The following is a 15,914-nucleotide window of genomic DNA, read 5'->3' as shown; positions in this document are numbered from 1 at the left end:
GTCCCGAGCTTGACACGTTCATAGGTACGCGAAGGTCGCGGATCCTCCCGTGCTGGCGTCGGTGACGCTCGTCCGATCGCCCGCCGGGCTCGCCCCGTAGGTCTTGGTCCCGTACGTCAGGAGCCGATCCTGGTCGTCGTACGTGCCCCCCTCGGTCCCTGCCGGCGACGTGCGGGTGAGGCGATTCCCGTTCGCATCGTAGTCGTAGTGCGCCGCGAGCACGCCGTCGCGAACCACGTCGGTCAGCCGGCCGGCGGGGTCGTAGTCGTAATCGTACGAGTGCGTCTCTCCCAGGATCGTCTCCGTCCGCTGGTCGATGCGCCCCAGAGCGTCCGGGGTGTAGCTCACCGCATACAACGTCGAGCCCCCCGCCTGCGCAACGTAGGACTGCACGCCGCCATAAGCGTCGGGAGTCACGGTGTCGCTGATGACGCCGACGCTGCTCCCGGTGTACAGCCCGTTCTGCGGGTGCCAGTGCAGCGTGAGGCTGCCGGCCTGGGTGAGGAAGCCGTCCGCATCGTAACCGAAGCTCAGCGCTGCGCCGCTGTTGACGGCCTCGCTGGCGAGCCGGAGGTCGTTGTCATACGTCCAGTGCACCGCCCCGAGGCCGGTCCCCGTCCCGGTGCTCGTCCATGTCCGGCTCGTCAGGAGCACGCCGTCATAGCCGTAGGCGACGGAGACGCCGGAGGGGCCGGCGATGCTGTCCAGGTTGCCTGTCGTGGGATGGTAGCCGTACTCGATGGTGCCCATCCCGAGCGGCATCGTTACGCTCGTGTGTCGTCCCGTGACAGGATGCCGGGCGTACACCGTCGCGGGCTCCCCGGGCCGGGTGGAGCTGGTGAGCACGCGATCGCGGTCGTGATCCCACGATGTCGTCCTGTCGATGGCTCCGGCTTCTGGAGCCACATACTCCTCCAGCAGATCGGCTGGGCTGAATCCGAGCGTGTGCGCTGGCCGGTCCGGCGGCGTCACCGTGTGCAGGAGCCCACCAGGGTAGAAGCTGAGCCCGAAGAGCTCGTTGTCGGGCCGCGTCACCTGCGTGGGCCGGCCGACGGGGTCGTGCGCCATCGAGGTCGTCTGGGCGAGCGGGTCCGTCATCGTGGTGAACCACCCGTTGTCCTCGTAGGTGTACGCCCACGTCCTGGCGCCCTGGGCGACCGTGTGGAGCCGACCGTCCGGGTGATAGGTGATCGCGATCGGCAGGATTCCCGGAAGCACGATCTCGGCCACCCGGCCCTCTGCGTTCAGGATGGTCGTCTGCTGCCGCCCGGTCGGCAACGTGGAGACGACGCTGCTGGACGCCTTGTCGAACACCTCCGTGAAGGTGTTGTTGTTGACGGCCACAGTCTCTATGAGCGAGGTGATGTTGAGGTCGTTGGGCGGGGACACCGAGCGTGTCCGGGTGAGCTGCAGTTGTCTCCCGAGAGGCGTCGTGACGACCTCCCTGTGAGCGATGGGCGACTGCATGCCGAAGCGCGGATCGCCCGTCAGCTCCGCGGAGAGCACCGTGCCATCCGGCGACGTGATCGTTTGCGAGCCGCTCGCGTCGGTCTGCACGACGATCGGCAGCCCGTCCCAGCCCGTGTGCGTGCGCCGCTCGCCGCCGGCGGCGAGCTCCTCGATCGCGTGCGTGCGCGTCCGGCCCTCCGCCGTGGTGAGCGTGACGGAGTAGCCCGAGCTGGTGTCCGTCCGGCTGAGCGTCTGGAAGCCGTCCGCCGGATCATCGTCCCTGATGAGGCGCCCCTCGTCGTACTCGAACTCGTGCAGGCGTCCGAGCGGCTCGAGCATCGACATGAGGAGGCCCGTGCCCGGGTAGTACTCCAGCGTCGTCGTCTCGTTCGCGGGGTTCGTCAAGGTCCAGAGATAGCCCTCGGCATCCATCGCGAGCGATGTGGTCTGCAAGGTGGGCGCGACGATCGCCGTCGCGACGCCGCTCGCGTTGCGCTGGATCGACGTCACCTGGCCGTCCACATCGGTGACCGTCGTCAATCGGCCTTCGGGGTCGTAGCCGAACTGGTAGCGCGTGCCCCCGAGCAGCGCGTCCTTCGTGGCGAGGTGGCGCCCCCGCTCGTCGAACACGTAGTACTCCGCGCCGTCCTCGCTCGGCACCGTGATGTTGCCGGGAGCCACGCCCGGGAAGGGGGCCTTCAAGCGGACGATGAGCGAATTATTTGCCTGGACCCCGTCGGCGATGAAGATCTCCCCGTTCGGCGTGACAGCGAGTCCACGCGGCATGATGAACCAGGCCTTGGTCGCCGGCCCGTCGAGCCCGCAATGCGGGGACGTGGACGTGCACAGCGTCGGAAGGGTGCCGCGGTTGCCCGCGATCGTGGTGATGATGCCGTCCGGCGAGATGCGGCGCAAGGTGGGGTAGTCGTGATCCGCGATCCTCTGGGTCGTGAAGTAGATGCTGCCGTCGGGTCCGAGCGCGAGCGCCTGCGGCGATCCGAGGAATGCTGACGTCGCCGGGCCCCCGTTGCCCGTCTGCCCTGTGCTTTCGCCCGCGAGGCCCCCGACCGTGGTGAGGGCTCCGTTGAGGTCGACGCGCCGGATAAAGTTTCCAGCAGAGCCGATCGCGCCGCCGGATTCGGCGAGGTAGAAGCCGCCGTCAGGCGCAGCGGCGACGGCGGTGATCCACGCGAATTGAGCCTCGGTGGCCCGGACCCCATCGACGGAGTGGCCTACCTGTCCCGTGCCCGCCACCGTGCTGATGATCCCGTCGGGGGTCACCATGCGGACACGCGTGTGCATGGCCATGTACAGCGTGCCGTCCGGCGCGACCGAGATGGCGTGGACGCTATCGCCGAGGGGAACGGAGGTTGCGGCCACGTTGTCGAGCATGACAGGGGTCGTGCTGCAGCTTTGGTTCCCCCAGATCCCGGCGACGGTCGAGATGATGCCGTCCGGGGCGACGCGCCGGATGAGGCAGTTGTCCTTGAAGTAGATGCTTCCGTCAGGCCCGATCGCCATGGTCCCCGGGCTAAACAGGAGCGCGCTCGTGGCGGGCTGATTGTCCCCGTTGTATCCGCGCTGATTGTAGACGCCGGCGACGGTGCTGATGATCCCGTCGGGGCCGATCTTCCGGACGCGCGCCGTGAGCACGTCGGGGAAATACACGCTGCCATCGGGCCCCACCGCGACACCGAGCGCGAGGCCGATGTACGCGGACGCGGCGTTGATGCCGTCAGCGGCGGCGGCGCTGCTCGCGGCGATCTCGCCCGCCACCCGGCGGAGGCTGTTCGGCAAGTCGCGACCCGTGCGCCGCTCGCCGTCGCCTCGATAGAGGATCGAGGTGACGGGATCGTACGCATGGTGCTCGCTGAGGCTCAGCCCGCCGAGCGCGTCGGCGTCGTTGTGCCAGGCGCCCAGGATGCTCTCCCATCGCCGGTGCAGCGTGATGTCCTGCCGCGTCATGTTCCCCGAGATCCGGTCGCCGCCCAGGCGGCCGAACGAGCTCCCGCTCCCCGATCCGACGAAGGTGCCGCTCAGGTTGGGCTTCTTGTACTCCCCCTCGTAGGTGTAGCCGATATCCACAACGACCGGCTGCTTCCCCGCGATGTCGCGGCCGAGAGCGTCCTTGCCGTCCCACTCGAAGACATACTCCTGGTTGGGCGCGCAGGGGCACGACTGGGCGTACCCGAAGCTGCGCCCGGCGATGGTCACGCCGACGCCGATCCGCAGGAGCTTCGAGTGGACCGTCGCCTTGGTCAGCGGGATCGGGAGGCGGTACAGGTCCCTTCGCCCCAGCGTCCGGTCGCTCTGGTAATGCAGGCTGAAGGGCGTGCCGCTCACGGGCAGCCGCTCGCCGAGGACCTGGCTCTCGCACTCGATGATCGAGCCGGTCGCCTTGCAGGTGTTGCACGGAAGGTCGGTCGCCGCGCCGGAGCCGTCGGGCGGCGGGACCGCGTCGTCCGGCGGCCCGAACGGCCAGTTCGCGTCCCACGGCGTGAAGTGCGTCACCTGGACTCGCCAGAGGCTCGTCCCCGCCGTGTACAGCGCGCCAAGCTGCTCGAGCTCCTCGGCGGTGATGCCCAGCTCGTCGAGCGCGCTCGCGTCGTCCGCCACGTCGTCGCCGTCGACGTCCAGCGACGCCACGCCGCCGCTCACGTCGAGGATCTCGATGACGCGCCCGTCCTCCGACGGAATCCATATCCCCTGCTGCGCATCGTAGTACCCGAGCGGGACAGGCGTCCCGACAGGAAAGCTCAGGAAGTTCTCGACGTAGAACGGGACCGGCTGCGTGAACTCGACGTTCGTCGCCCCGGCGGCGACCGCCTCGTCGAGCCCGAGCTCCACCGCATAGGTGTACGCGCTGGCCGCTGGCAGCGTACCCGGCATGGCCTCGGGGCCGTTCGGGCCGACCGTGTACTCGGTGGCGCGCACGTGTACCTCGGCCGGCAAAGCCACGGTCGTCATGGCCCCCGGCGGGCCGTTCGGGTCGGGCACGGTCATCGTCCCCGAGGTGCCCGGGGGGAAGAGCAACGTCGCCTGTCGCGTCCCGCTCTCGTCGGTCTGCACGCTCCCCCGCGCCACCTGGATCTCCGTCGCGCTGCCCAGCTCGACGGGCGTCACCACCGGATCGCGCTCGATCAGCACCACGTCGGGCGCGTCGGACCAGCGTTGCCAGGAGGTGGCCACTTGCCGCTGGGACGGCAGGTATCCGGCCTTCTCATAGCTGATCGTGAGCGGCTGGCCGCCGCGCACGACCAGCTCGAACGCCCCGTCGGCGCGCGTGAGCACCCGACCGAAGCTCTCGGCGTCCTCCACGTCGTGGCCCAGCACGCTCACCTGGACGCCCGAGATCGGGACCCCCGCTCTCGTGGCGACCTTGCCCTTGACGACCGCGACCGTGCCCGGGGCGAACGTCGCGGTCACGCCCGTCTGCGGCGCGCTCGGCCCCTGGTAGATGCAGCCCACGGCATCGATCAGCCGCGTGGCCACGGTCTGGTCCAGCGCCGGACAGGCGACGTGCGTCACGGCGCCGGTCGCCGGATCGCACATGTCGATCGTGCTCGGATCGCTATCGTCGGTCGAGATGGGCGTATGCAGAATACCCAGCACCGGGTCGCAGGTATCGGTCGTGCACGCATCGCCGTCGTCGAGCGTGCCGGTGCAGGTCGACTCGGTCGTGTAACAGACCTCCAGGCTCGGCCGCCGGCTGACCGTCGGCTCCTCGCTGCTCGGGAAGCTGGTGGTGAGGACCGGCGCCTCCTCCAGGAGGACGCCGTGGTTCGGGACGGTGCCCGCGAGCCACGCCGCGGCGAGCGAGGTCAGGTCGGCCGACCGGATCCCGGCACCGGGCAACGATTGGAACGACGCCGCGATCGCCGAGTCGAAGTCGCTCCCGTTCCCCAGGCTCTGCCAGGTCACCGTCGACTCGGTCCACGGCGAGAGGATGCGGTGGATGTTGATGGTGCTCGAGCTCGTGGTATCCCGGAAGATCTGCTCGAGCCGCAGCGTCGCGGAGACGACGTTCGCCCCGGCGGGCACCGGCGAGAGATCGAAGCGGAGGACGGCGTGCCGCACGCCGAACTCGGCCAGGGTGCCCGTGCGGAGGAGCACGGTCGAGTCGCTCCAGGTCGGGAAGGTCTCCCAGATGGTCGCGTCCTCCACCGCGCCGGCCGTCCCACGCTGGATCGTGACACAGGTCGGGTCCTCCAGCGCGAGCTTCGCGGTGCCGTGGAGCTCCTCGTTCGGCGAGCCCGAGCCGCAGCCGGCGCCGAACGCGATGGCGCTCAAGAGGACGCCGTTCGCGAGGAGGGGGTACCTCCGCCGGTACCTGTTCCGCGGCTCGAAGATCTCGAGCGCTTGAAGGGAGGCTCGTCGATGTCGTCTCGCGAGCAATCTAGCTGCTATTTTAGTCGCCATTGCACCTCCGCAGCGCGGAGCGCGTGCGTCACAGCAATGCGACATGCGCGCGCCGGCCTCGCTCGCGCCCGCGGTCACCTCGGTCGGTCACGCCCAGTGGCATTGACGCGCGAGGGGCACACGAGCGCCCTGAGAACATCCAGCGCGCGACCGAGCAACCCATGTACCAGCCGGCTCTCCTTCCCCCGCTCGGCATCGGCGACGCTCGATCGTCCTTCGTCCCGAGCACACGCTCAGCGGATGACCGTTACCACAGCAAACGTTCACGGGCACGCGTGCCAGGGTGCCAGGGTGCCAGGGTGCCAGGGTGCCAGCGTGCCAGCGTGCCAGCGTGCCACCGCGGGACGGGGCGATGGTCGCGCGCCCTTCGATGCCCTGGACCCCACAGGACCGCGAGGGCGACCCGGCTGGCGCGCCCGGGGTTGACATAGTGTCCAAACAACACTATGCTTCGTGTACCAGTAACACGAAGACCCACTACTTCGGGCCGGCGCCCGCGGAGACGCGGGCGACACGTCGACGCTCGCCTTCGATCGCCAGGGGACCTCCTCGTCGGCGCGCTCGGAAGCGCTGCTCGCTCTCGGGCTCTCAGCGCGCCCTCGCCGGGCGCAGAAGGGATGTTTATGTCTCGCGAGGCCGCTTTCTTTGCTGACCTGGGGGCAGGACCACGCCTCGAGATCGCCGGCGGCACCGTGACCGGGACGGACCACCTCGCGTTGGGCCGGCCCAACCAGGATGCCTTTGCCTTCCGGGCCGAGGGCGGCTGTCTTGCCGCGGTGGTCTGCGACGGCTGCGGCAGCGGCGCGCGCAGCGAGGTCGGCGCCGCGCTCGGGGCAAGGCTCGTGACCGAGCAGGTGCTCGGCGCGCTCCGGCGGGGCGGAGATCTCGAGTCGCCGGAGACCTGGGAAGAGGTGCGGCGCGGTGCGCTCGCGCCGCTCAGAACGATGGCGGTCGGCATGGGCGGGAGCCTCGCCGAGGTCGTGTCGACCTACTTCCTCTTCACCGTGGTCGGCCTCGCCATCTCCGGGGACAGGGCGTGCGCGTTCTCCCTCGGCGACGGCCTGATCGCCCTCGGCGACGACCTCCTGCGGCTCGGCCCTTTCCCGCGGAACGAGCCCCCGTACCTCGCGTACGGCCTGCTCGATCGCCCGCCGGGCGGCGAGGCGCCGCGCTTCACCGTGCACCGCGCCTTCCCGTCGAGCGCCCTCAGGACTGCCCTGCTCGGCACGGACGGCGCGATCGATCTCCTCGAGTCGTCGTCCCGGCAGATCCCGGGCGGCGGCGGCGCGGTCGGCCCGCTCTCCAGGTTCTGGGAGGACGATCGCATGTTCGCCAACCCGGACGCGGTGAGACGGCGGCTCGCGCTCATCAACCGCGCGGTGACGCGGCCTGTATGGAAGGAAGAGCGGATGGAGCGCGAGGGCGGGCTGCTGCGCGACGACACGACGCTCGTCGTCGTGCGGAGGGCGCAGAGCGCGCGCGACTGACCCGCGGCCCTGCGCGACTTCGCGGGGCGACAACACGGCTTTTCGTACGCCCGGAGGAGGCGAAGGTGGACGTTTATCTCGGTGCAAAGCGGGTTCGGCTCGACCCTCGGACCTCGATCGGCAAGGGCGGAGAGGCGGACGTGTTCGACCTGCGCGACGGCCGGGCGCTCAAGGTCTGGAAGACGCCCGATCACCCGGATTACGCCGGACAGGACGCCGAGCAGCGCGCCGCGCAGGACCGCATCGAGCGCCACCAGGACAAGCTGCGCGCCTTTCCCGGCGCGCTGCCCGCCCAGGTGATCGCGCCCGTCGAGCTCGCGACCGACAAATCGAAGAAGCGCATCGTGGGCTACGCCATGCGCCTCGTGCGCGGCGCCGAGCCGCTCCTGCGGTACGGCGAGCCGTCGATGCGCCACGGCGGGCTCTCGTCGGCCGCGATCTCCGAGGTGCTCTCCGGGCTCCACCGGACCGTGGAGGCGATCCACGCCCGGGGCGTGGTGATCGGCGACTTCAACGATCTCAACGTCCTCGTCGCCGGCGGCGAGGCGTTCGTCATCGACGCCGACAGCTTCCAGTTCGGCCCGTTCCTGTGCCAGGTGTTCACCGAGCGCTTCGTCGATCCGCTGCTCTGCGACCCTTCCCTGCCCCGGCCGGTGCTGGGGCGGCCTTATTCGCCCGACTCCGACTGGTACGCGTTCGCCGTGATGGTCATGCAGAGCCTGCTCTGCGTGGGGCCGTATGGCGGCGTCTTCCGGCCGCGGTCCGCGGCGGCGCGCGTGCCCGAGTGCGCGAGGCCGCTCCGCCGCATCACCGTGTTCGACCGCGAGGTGCGGTATCCGAAGCCGGCGATCCCCTACCGCGTGCTGCCCGACGATCTGCTCGACGCGCTGTACCGCATCTTCGTCGAGGATCAGCGCGGCGCCTTCCCGCGCCGCCTGCTCGAGGGGCTCGCGTGGACGCGGTGTGCGTCGTGCGGCGTCGAGCACGCGCGCCCCGCCTGCCCGACCTGCGCGGCCGCGGCGTCGGCGGCCGTCAAGGCGTCGACGGTGGTCCACGGCGAGGTGCTCGCGACGCGGCTCCTGAGCACGCGCGGGGTGATCCTCGCCGCGTCCGCCGGACCGGGCGGGCTCGCTTATCTCGTGCACGAGGGCGGGCGATTCCTGCGGGAGGACGGGTCGGTCGTCCTGTCCGGCGCGCCCCACCCCGCGATGCGGTTCGCGGTGCAAGGGAGGGCGACGCTGATCGGCCGCGGCGGCGAGCTCGTGGTGCTCTCGCCGGGGGCGCCGCCCGAGCGGATCCCGGTGGATTGCCTGGGGACGAGCCCCGCCTTCGGCGTGAGCGAGCGCGCCCGCTACTGGATCCGCGGCGGGAAGCTCCTGCGCAGCGGCAGGCCGGGCGCCGCCGCGCTGTCGGGCGAGGCGGGCGCCGTCCCGATGGGCGATGTCCTCGCCGGGCAAACGGTGTTCTGGGTCGGGCCCCGCTTCGGGCTCGGCTTCTACCGCGCCGGGAACGTCTCGATCGCGTTCGTCTTCGACGCCGAGCGGCCGGGCCTCAAGGACACGGTCAAGCTGCCTTTCCCCGGCGGCAAGCTCACCTCGGCCACGTGCGTGTTCGACGGGGCGGCGCCGCGCGCCGGCCGCGGGCGCGCGTGGCTCTTCCTCGCGGCCGAGCTGGCCGGCCGGACCGTGCACCGGTGCATCGTCGTGGCCGAGGACGGCGCCGTCGAGGCGGTCGCCGACGGCGAGGGGGGCGACGGCTCGTGGCTCGGCGCGCTCACGGGCAAGTGCGCGGCGTCCGGGTTCCTGCTCTCGGCGACCGACGGCGGCGTCGTCCGCGTCGAGGTCCGAGGGGGAGCGCTCGTGGAGACGCGGCAGTTCCCCGGGACCGAGCCGTTCGTCACCCAGGCTTCCCGGCTGGTCGTCGGGCCAGAGGGCCTGTTCGTCGTCGACGCCCAGGCGATCACCTTGCTTCGCATCGCGTGAATTCGATTCTGAGCCGATCGGCCCGCTCCCGCGGGCCGCACGAGAGGAGAGAGAGACCATGAAAACGACAGAGCTCCCGCTGCCCGCCTTCTACGATCCGAGGAACGCCGAGCGGTGGGGTTACCACCCCGACGAGACGGCGCTCCACGGCGCCGCCGCCGCGTGGCGGAAGGCGCACGGCGTCAAGCCGTCGGCCGCGGACGCGCGGAACGTGCACCTCCTGCTCATCGACGTGCAGAAGGACTTCTGCTTCCCGCAGGGCTCGCTCTACGTCGCCGGCAGGAGCGGCACGGGCGCGGTCGACGACAGCCGGCGCATCGCCGAGTTCGTCTACAAGAACCTCGCGTCCATCACGAACATCACGGTCACGATGGACACCCATTTTGCGTACCAGATCTTCTTCCCGTCCTTCTGGGTGGATCGCGAGGACCGGCCGCTCTCGGCGCACCGCGAGATCACGACGGCGCAGATCGACGCGGGGGAGGTGCGGCCGAACCCGGCCGTGGCGCGGTGGCTCTGCGGCGGGAGCTATCCGTGGCTGATGAAGCAGGTCCGGTACTACTGCGAGGAGCTCGAGAAGGCGGGCAAATACAAGCTGTACCTGTGGCCGCCGCACTGCATCCTCGGCAGCGACGGCCACGCGCTCGCGGGCGTCGTGCACGAGGCGCGGATGTTCCACGCGTTCGCGCGCGGGGTGCAGTCGTGGGTGGAGGTCAAGGGCGGCAACCCGCTCACCGAGAACTACTCGGTGATGCAGCCCGAGGTCTTGACGCGCCACGACGGCCAGCCGCTGGCGCAGCGGAGCACGCTCTTCCTGAAGACGCTGCTCCACGCGGACGCGGTGCTCATCGCCGGCCAGGCGGCGAGCCACTGCGTGCGCAGCTCGATCGAGGACATCCTGACCGAGATCGCGCTCACCGATCGCGCGCTCGCGAAGAAGATCTACGTGATGACGGACTGCATGTCGCCGGTCACGGTGCCCGACGGCAAGGGGGGGTTCATCGCCGACTTCACGGCCGAGGCGGACAAGGCGCTGAGCCGGTTCGCCGCCGCCGGGATGAACCTCGTGAAGAGCATCGACCCGATCGAGCGATGGCTCGTCTGAAGCAAAGAAGAGAAGAGAGGCGATGAACATGAGCAAAGACGACGGTAAGATGATGAATGGCGGTGGCTCGCTCGACATCGAGCAGCTGTTCGAGGCCGCGCGGGACGAGGGCGCGCTCTCGCCCGAGGCGATGCAGGCGCTGCACATCACGGATCTGGGCGCCCAGATCCAGGCCGGCTTCGGCGTGCAGGTGGACGACGTCGCGTCGTCGGAGGTGGTGCTCGTCACCGTGATGCCCGACGACTCGGGATCCATCAAGTTCGCCGGCAACGCCCGGGCGGTCCGGGACGGGCACAACCTGGTGGTGAGCGCCCTCGCCGACTCCAAGCAGCGCGACTCCATCCTCGCGCACAACCGCTACCTGAACGGGACCGTGCTGTATCCGTATTGCCCGATCGGCCAGGCGGTGAAGATGGACACGAAGAACTACGACCCCGAGCTCGGCACGCCGCTCTACGACCAGGCGGTGGTGCTCCTGGGAACCGTGATCGCGAAGGCGCAGGAGTTCGCGCTGAGCGGCGTCCCGGCGCGCACGGTCACGCTGATCATCTCGGACGGCGCCGACGCGGGATCGACGTGGGCCAGGGCCAAGGACGTGTGCGCGCTCGTCCGCGACATGCGCCGCGCCGACGCCCACATCGTGGCGGCGATCGGCATCGACGACAAGAACACCGACTTCCGCGCCGTCTTCCGCGACATGGGGATCGAGGACCGCTGGATCCTGACGCCGAAGAGCGACGCGGCCGACATCCGCAAGGCGTTCGCGCTGTTCTCGCAGTCGGCGGTGCGCGCCAGCCAGGGCGGCGCGTCGTTCTCGAAGACGGCCGCCGGCGGCTTCGGCGCATGAGCCGCGTCAGGCCGCGGCCGCCCAGGGAAGGACACCGTAACGGCGGCGCAGCTCCTCGACGTCCACATCCATGACCGACCAGAAATCCCAGTCGTCCATCAGGTCGATGTTCATCTTCGTGCCTCGAACGAACGAGCGCACGAGATCGTCGGCGAGCCCCGGCGTCGCCAGCATCCCCTGCTGCGAGGGCGCGAGCACCGTGAGCTTTATCCCTTGCTGGAGCTGGACCAGCAGGAACACCAGGATGCCGAACGGGTTCTCGCGGCGATACCCCGCCTGGAACGCGATCGTCAGCGCCTCGCTGCGGAGGTCGGTGCCGTAGCCGGCGAGGATGTGGCTGAGATCGTGGGTGAGCACGCCCTCGGGCACGCCGCGCTTCTCGCCGGGAAAGGAGAAGCCGTTCTCTCGATAGAAGGTGAAGAGCGCCTTGCCGAGGGTGCCCTCCGGGTACCCCTCGAGGGCGCGGTAGCGCGCGGCAACGGGCTCGTTCTCCAGGAGGCCGGCGAAGCTCGCGAGGTTCTTGGCGAGCCCGGAAACGCCGCCTTCGTCGAGCATGCGCCGCACGCTCTTGCCGAGCAGCGCGTTGCGGCTGATGTCGACGCGCAGGAGGAGCAGCCGCCGCTCGTAGAGGCGCTGGAGCTGGCGGACCGCGGGCGGGCGCGCCCCGAGCGCCGCGGCGAAGCGCTCGACCTCGAGCAGCTCGCGCTCGTCGATGCGCTCGCCGCACAAGGTCATCGCGCAGAGCCCGCTCACGAGCTGCTCGCGGAGCGCGGGCTCGCGAACGGCGGCCGCGAGCTCCTCGGGCGCGATCGGGGCGAGCGCGTCGATGTCGTGCGCCGTGTGGAGGAGGTGCCGCTGCACCGCGGCGATCGCGTCCCGCCGCGGCCCGTCGAGGGGACCGGCCGAGGTGAGGACGCCCTTGATGGCACGCAGACCCGCGTGGGCCTGCTCTTGGCTCGGAATGAGGTAGGTCATGCCGGAGAGGATGAGGACGAGGGCGCGTCCCGTCCTTGACCGGCGGCGCCAATGTGTTGACCGGGCGCGCCGCCGGGGCGGCTCGCAGGCAGGGGCGCCGGGAGGGTCTCTCTCCACGTCGCTGTCCCATTGTTCTGTCCAGGGAGCATGCGCCCGCCGTGGCAGCTTTGCGCCGTGGGCTCACCGTAGCCAGATCGCGACACACCGCGCGCGGGGCGGCCGTGGTACGGTGGGCGTCGCTTCTCCGCCGCTGCTGGGCACGCGCTCGTGCCCCGCAGATCGCGGAGCGCGGATCGACAGAGGGCCTCGATCGCGCAAGCGGGTGGCGACGCGCGCCTTCGCCGCGACAGCCTGCGATCGACAGGAGAGATGAGGGGGGTGGCCATGAGGTTTCAGGTTGCTTGTACGAACCGTGACAATCTTGAGCTCGATCGCGAGCTTGGACGCGCAGAGGCGGTGAGCGCCGACCGCGCGGACAGCGGCGATGTGCCGTTCGCGGTCCCTCGACAAACCCGGGTCATCAAGGCGAGCCGGGGCAGCGCCGGAGAACAGACGATGCTCGACGGTCGGGAGGCCCCGAGCGCCCGCGGGATCGTCGAGCACCTGCTCAAGAGCAGGCCGGGGGAGTACGACAGCCGGGCGGCGCAACTCCTCGCCACCGCGTCGGCGTGGGCGTACTCGGATATCGACACCTTCACCAGGATCATGGGCCGCCGGGGCCTCCAGGGGGCGACGTGCGTCGAGGTCTCGCTCACCAACGAGGAGCTCTTCGTCGACACAAGCGCATACCTGGTCCAGAGCCCGTGCAAACAGCTGGCGATCCTCTGCTTCCGAGGGACGAGGCTGAGGAACGTGATCACCTGGCTGACGGACGCCGCCGTGAAGCCGGAGCCGTTCCACGCGGCGGGGACGGTGCATGGCGGCTTCTACCGGGCCGCCCGGGCCGTGTGGTCGCCCCTCCTGGTGATGCTGAGGGGCGCGCTCCACGGGCGCCGCGTCGACGACGAGCTCTCGCGGGAGATCGAGAGGACCGCCGTCCGCTCGGTGACGCTCGACGGGCTCGTGCGCAGCGTCGACGAGGCGCGGCTCGACAAGGTTCTCGAGGAGGTGCGCGCGGTCAAGAAGCTCATCGTGCAGGACGCCAAGGAACGGCTGCTGGACAAGGTCGCTCCGGAGAGCGCCGGCAGAGGACGGCCGGAGGACGCTTCCATGGCGCCCGGGTGTGACGAGAGCACCTCGTCCGCGCCGCCGGCGGCCCTGGCGCCCCACGCGGCCGCTGGACACCTGCGCGCGCGTGAATCCGGACCGAAGCGCGCAGAGGAGCCCACGCTGAAGGCGCTCTACATCACCGGCCACAGCCTGGGAGGCGCGCTGGCGGTCCTCGCCGCGTCGCAGCTCTTCATGGCCAACGAGGCTCCAGAAGACGCGGTGGAGGACCTCCAGGCGCTGCAGGGGTGCCTGCGCGGCGTCTACACCTTCGGGCAGCCGATGGTCGGCAACAAGGTGTTCGCCGACAAGCTCGGCCGGTGCTTCGGGGACCGGCTGTTCCGCCATATCTACGGGGTGGACGTGGTGCCGTCGCTCCCGCCGATCTCGACGGGGCCGTTCTCGCATTTCGGCCAGGAGCTGCGCGCCAACGGCGCCGGCTGGGGCGAGCACGCCGGGAAGGTGAACCAGACCTGGTCCGCCACCTTGGGCCTCGCGCTCGGGGTTGCGGCCTTCGTCATCGAGCAGCTGCCTTTCCTCCACTGGATCAAGCTGCGCTTCTCGCTGGCCGACCACTCGCCGCTCACCTACCTCCGCGTGTCCCAGCGGAGGGACTCGGTGACCGAGTTCGACTGATTGGGCCCGCCTCCGCGCCGTCAGGCGGAGCGGCGGTACGCGGCGGGGCTGTGCCCGGTCCAGCGGCGGAACGCGCGCGAGAAGGCGCTCACCTCGGAGAAGCCCAGCAGGAACGCGACCTCGGAGATGGTGCGGCCCCGCTCACGCATGTGGGCGATCGCGAGCTTGCGGCGCGCCTCGTCGAGGACGCCCTTGTAGCTCTCGTCCTCGTCGCCGAGCCTCCGCTGCAGCGTCCGCGCGCTCATGCCGAGGGCGCGCGCGGCGTCGGCGACGTCGGGGACGCCGCGCCCGAGCGCCTCGAGGAGGTGGCGCTCGAGGGCGCCGCGCACGCTCGGCTCGGCCGGCAGGCGGGCGAGCAGCTCGTCGGCGTGCCGGCGGAGGACCGCGCCGAGCGCCGGGTCCGACCGCAGCGTGGGGGCGTCGAGGAACGCGGCGTCGAAGAGGATCGCGTTCTCGTCCGCGCCGAAGGCGAGCGGCGCGGCGAGGAGGCGGTCGTACTCGCCGCGCTCCGCCGGGGCGGGATGGGCGAGCGTGATCCGGTGCGGTGTGAAGGACAGGCCGGTGAGGGCGCGGGCGCGCAGGACCCACAGGCCCACGATGAAGCTCGAGAGCTGCGGCGGCGCGACGGCGGACGAGAAGCGCTGCGTGACGCGGGCGCGCGCGCCGTCCACGGAGAGCCGCACGTCCGAGGCATCGTGGATCAGGCGCTGATAGCGCAGCACGCAGCCGATCGCCTCGCGCACGGTGGCGCACTGGGCGGTGACGAAATCGACGACGTCGAACAGCTGGCCGACGAGCAGCTCGGCCGCGTGCAGGCCGAACGCCGGGTCGCGCGCGAGCTCGGGGACGCGGGTCCACGCGCGGACGACCGTGTCGTGGGGGACGCGGGCGGTGGGATCCTCGAGCTGGGCGGGGTCGACGCCGGCGACCGCGAGGGCCTCGCGCGGGTCGACGCCGGCGCGCGACGCGGTGAGGACGCAGAGTCGGATGGCCTTGATGCAGCCGGTGGGGCCCATGGCGCTCGCTCCCTGTCGTATCCGATCTTGCGCCCGCCATCACGACGGCGCGCCGTCGCGCGGGGGACGAGGCCGGCGCGCGGAAACTCTCCCCCTCCTCTGGCTTTTTCCGGGTCTCCCCCTCCCCTTGCGGTCCGCGGTGGCGCCTGGTAGCCGTGCCCGTCCTGCGGCCCTCCGCGCGCCTCATCGCCTCGCGGCGGCGCCGGTGCGCGCGGGGCTCCGAGGTGATTTCCGATGGCGGTCGTGCGGTGGAGAGCGTTGGAGCGGCGCGTGATTCAGCACTCGCCGTGGCGGAGGATCGAGGACGTCACCTTCGAGCTCCCGGACGGGCAGATCCGCACGTTCTCGCTCAAGAAGGAGGGGCGGGCCGTCTGCGTCCTCGCCATCTCCCGCGAGAGGCGGGTGATCCTGGCGCGCCAGTACAGGCCTGGCCCCGATCGGATCCTCGACGAGCTCCCCGGCGGCGGCGTCGAGCCGGGCGAGACCCCGGAGGACGCGGCCGCGCGCGAGCTGCTCGAGGAGACCGGGTATGTCGCCGGACGGCTCCTGCCGCTCGGACGCCCGCTGGAGTGCGCCTACTCGACCATCGAGCGCCACGCGTTCCTGGCCGTGGACTGCGCGCGCGGGGGGGCGCAGGCGCTCGACGAGACCGAGTTCATCGACGTGATCGAGAAGCCGATCGAGGATTTCGTCGCGCAGCTCAGGGAGGGCGCCTGCACGGATCCGGAGGTCGGGTGGATGGGGCTTTACGAGCTGGGCTGTCTGAGGGCGAACGCCTGATCCGCGCCCGCC

9 protein-coding genes are annotated in these 15,914 nt (G+C 70.8%); 6 read left to right on the top strand and 3 right to left on the bottom strand.

Annotation, left to right across the window (positions count from 1 at the left end; translation table 11 throughout):
* Positions 1–18 precede the first annotated feature (18 nt).
* Positions 19–5,844 carry a DNRLRE domain-containing protein gene (locus tag WMF20_RS13560; RefSeq protein WP_437613827.1) on the bottom strand — a complete coding sequence of 1,942 codons (5,826 nt, stop codon included), beginning with the start codon at positions 5,842–5,844 and terminating at the stop codon, positions 19–21.
* 641 nt (positions 5,845–6,485) lie between these two features.
* On the opposite strand from WMF20_RS13560, the gene WMF20_RS13555 reads away from it, so the two are divergent.
* From WMF20_RS13555 to WMF20_RS13540, 4 genes are all read left to right on the top strand, one after another.
* Positions 6,486–7,355, top strand: a complete 870-nt coding sequence (locus WMF20_RS13555) for a protein phosphatase 2C domain-containing protein (protein WP_437613825.1) — start codon at positions 6,486–6,488, stop codon at positions 7,353–7,355.
* A gap of 65 nt (positions 7,356–7,420) precedes the next feature.
* The gene (locus tag WMF20_RS13550) at positions 7,421–9,337 is read left to right on the top strand and encodes a hypothetical protein (protein ID WP_437613823.1); all 1,917 of its coding nucleotides are present in this window, start codon (positions 7,421–7,423) and stop codon (positions 9,335–9,337) included.
* A 58-nt stretch (positions 9,338–9,395) separates the two neighbouring features.
* Entirely contained in the window at positions 9,396–10,442 is a 1,047-nt protein-coding gene (locus WMF20_RS13545; RefSeq protein ID WP_437613821.1) for a nicotinamidase, read from the top strand.
* A gap of 22 nt (positions 10,443–10,464) precedes the next feature.
* Positions 10,465–11,289 (top strand): hypothetical protein, encoded by an 825-nt coding sequence (locus WMF20_RS13540; protein WP_437613819.1) that lies wholly within the window; start codon positions 10,465–10,467, stop codon positions 11,287–11,289.
* Positions 11,290–11,295: 6 nt separating this feature from the next.
* On the opposite strand, the gene WMF20_RS13535 is transcribed toward WMF20_RS13540, so the two are convergent.
* The gene (locus tag WMF20_RS13535; protein ID WP_437613817.1) at positions 11,296–12,264 is read right to left on the bottom strand and encodes a hypothetical protein; all 969 of its coding nucleotides are present in this window, start codon (positions 12,262–12,264) and stop codon (positions 11,296–11,298) included.
* A 456-nt stretch (positions 12,265–12,720) separates the two neighbouring features.
* Here WMF20_RS13535 and WMF20_RS13530 point away from each other — a divergent pair, with 456 nt between their 5' ends.
* Complete coding sequence (locus WMF20_RS13530) at positions 12,721–14,106, top strand: lipase family protein (protein ID WP_437613815.1); 1,386 nt, start codon at positions 12,721–12,723, stop codon at positions 14,104–14,106.
* A 20-nt stretch (positions 14,107–14,126) separates the two neighbouring features.
* Here WMF20_RS13530 and WMF20_RS13525 read toward each other — a convergent pair whose 3' ends face one another.
* Complete coding sequence (locus tag WMF20_RS13525; RefSeq protein WP_437613813.1) at positions 14,127–15,122, bottom strand: AraC family transcriptional regulator; 996 nt, start codon at positions 15,120–15,122, stop codon at positions 14,127–14,129.
* A 270-nt stretch (positions 15,123–15,392) separates the two neighbouring features.
* Between WMF20_RS13525 and WMF20_RS13520 the strand changes: the two genes are divergently transcribed.
* Positions 15,393–15,902 (top strand): NUDIX hydrolase, encoded by a 510-nt coding sequence (locus WMF20_RS13520; RefSeq protein WP_237245305.1) that lies wholly within the window; start codon positions 15,393–15,395, stop codon positions 15,900–15,902.
* The last annotated feature ends 12 nt before the right edge of the window (positions 15,903–15,914 follow it).

This window comes from Sorangium sp. So ce834 (assembly GCF_051521425.1).
Classification (GTDB): domain Bacteria; phylum Myxococcota_A; class Polyangia; order Polyangiales; family Polyangiaceae; genus Sorangium; species Sorangium cellulosum_D.
The sequence above is the reverse complement of the archived record's forward strand: the minus strand, read 5'-3'. Positions and strand labels throughout refer to the sequence as shown.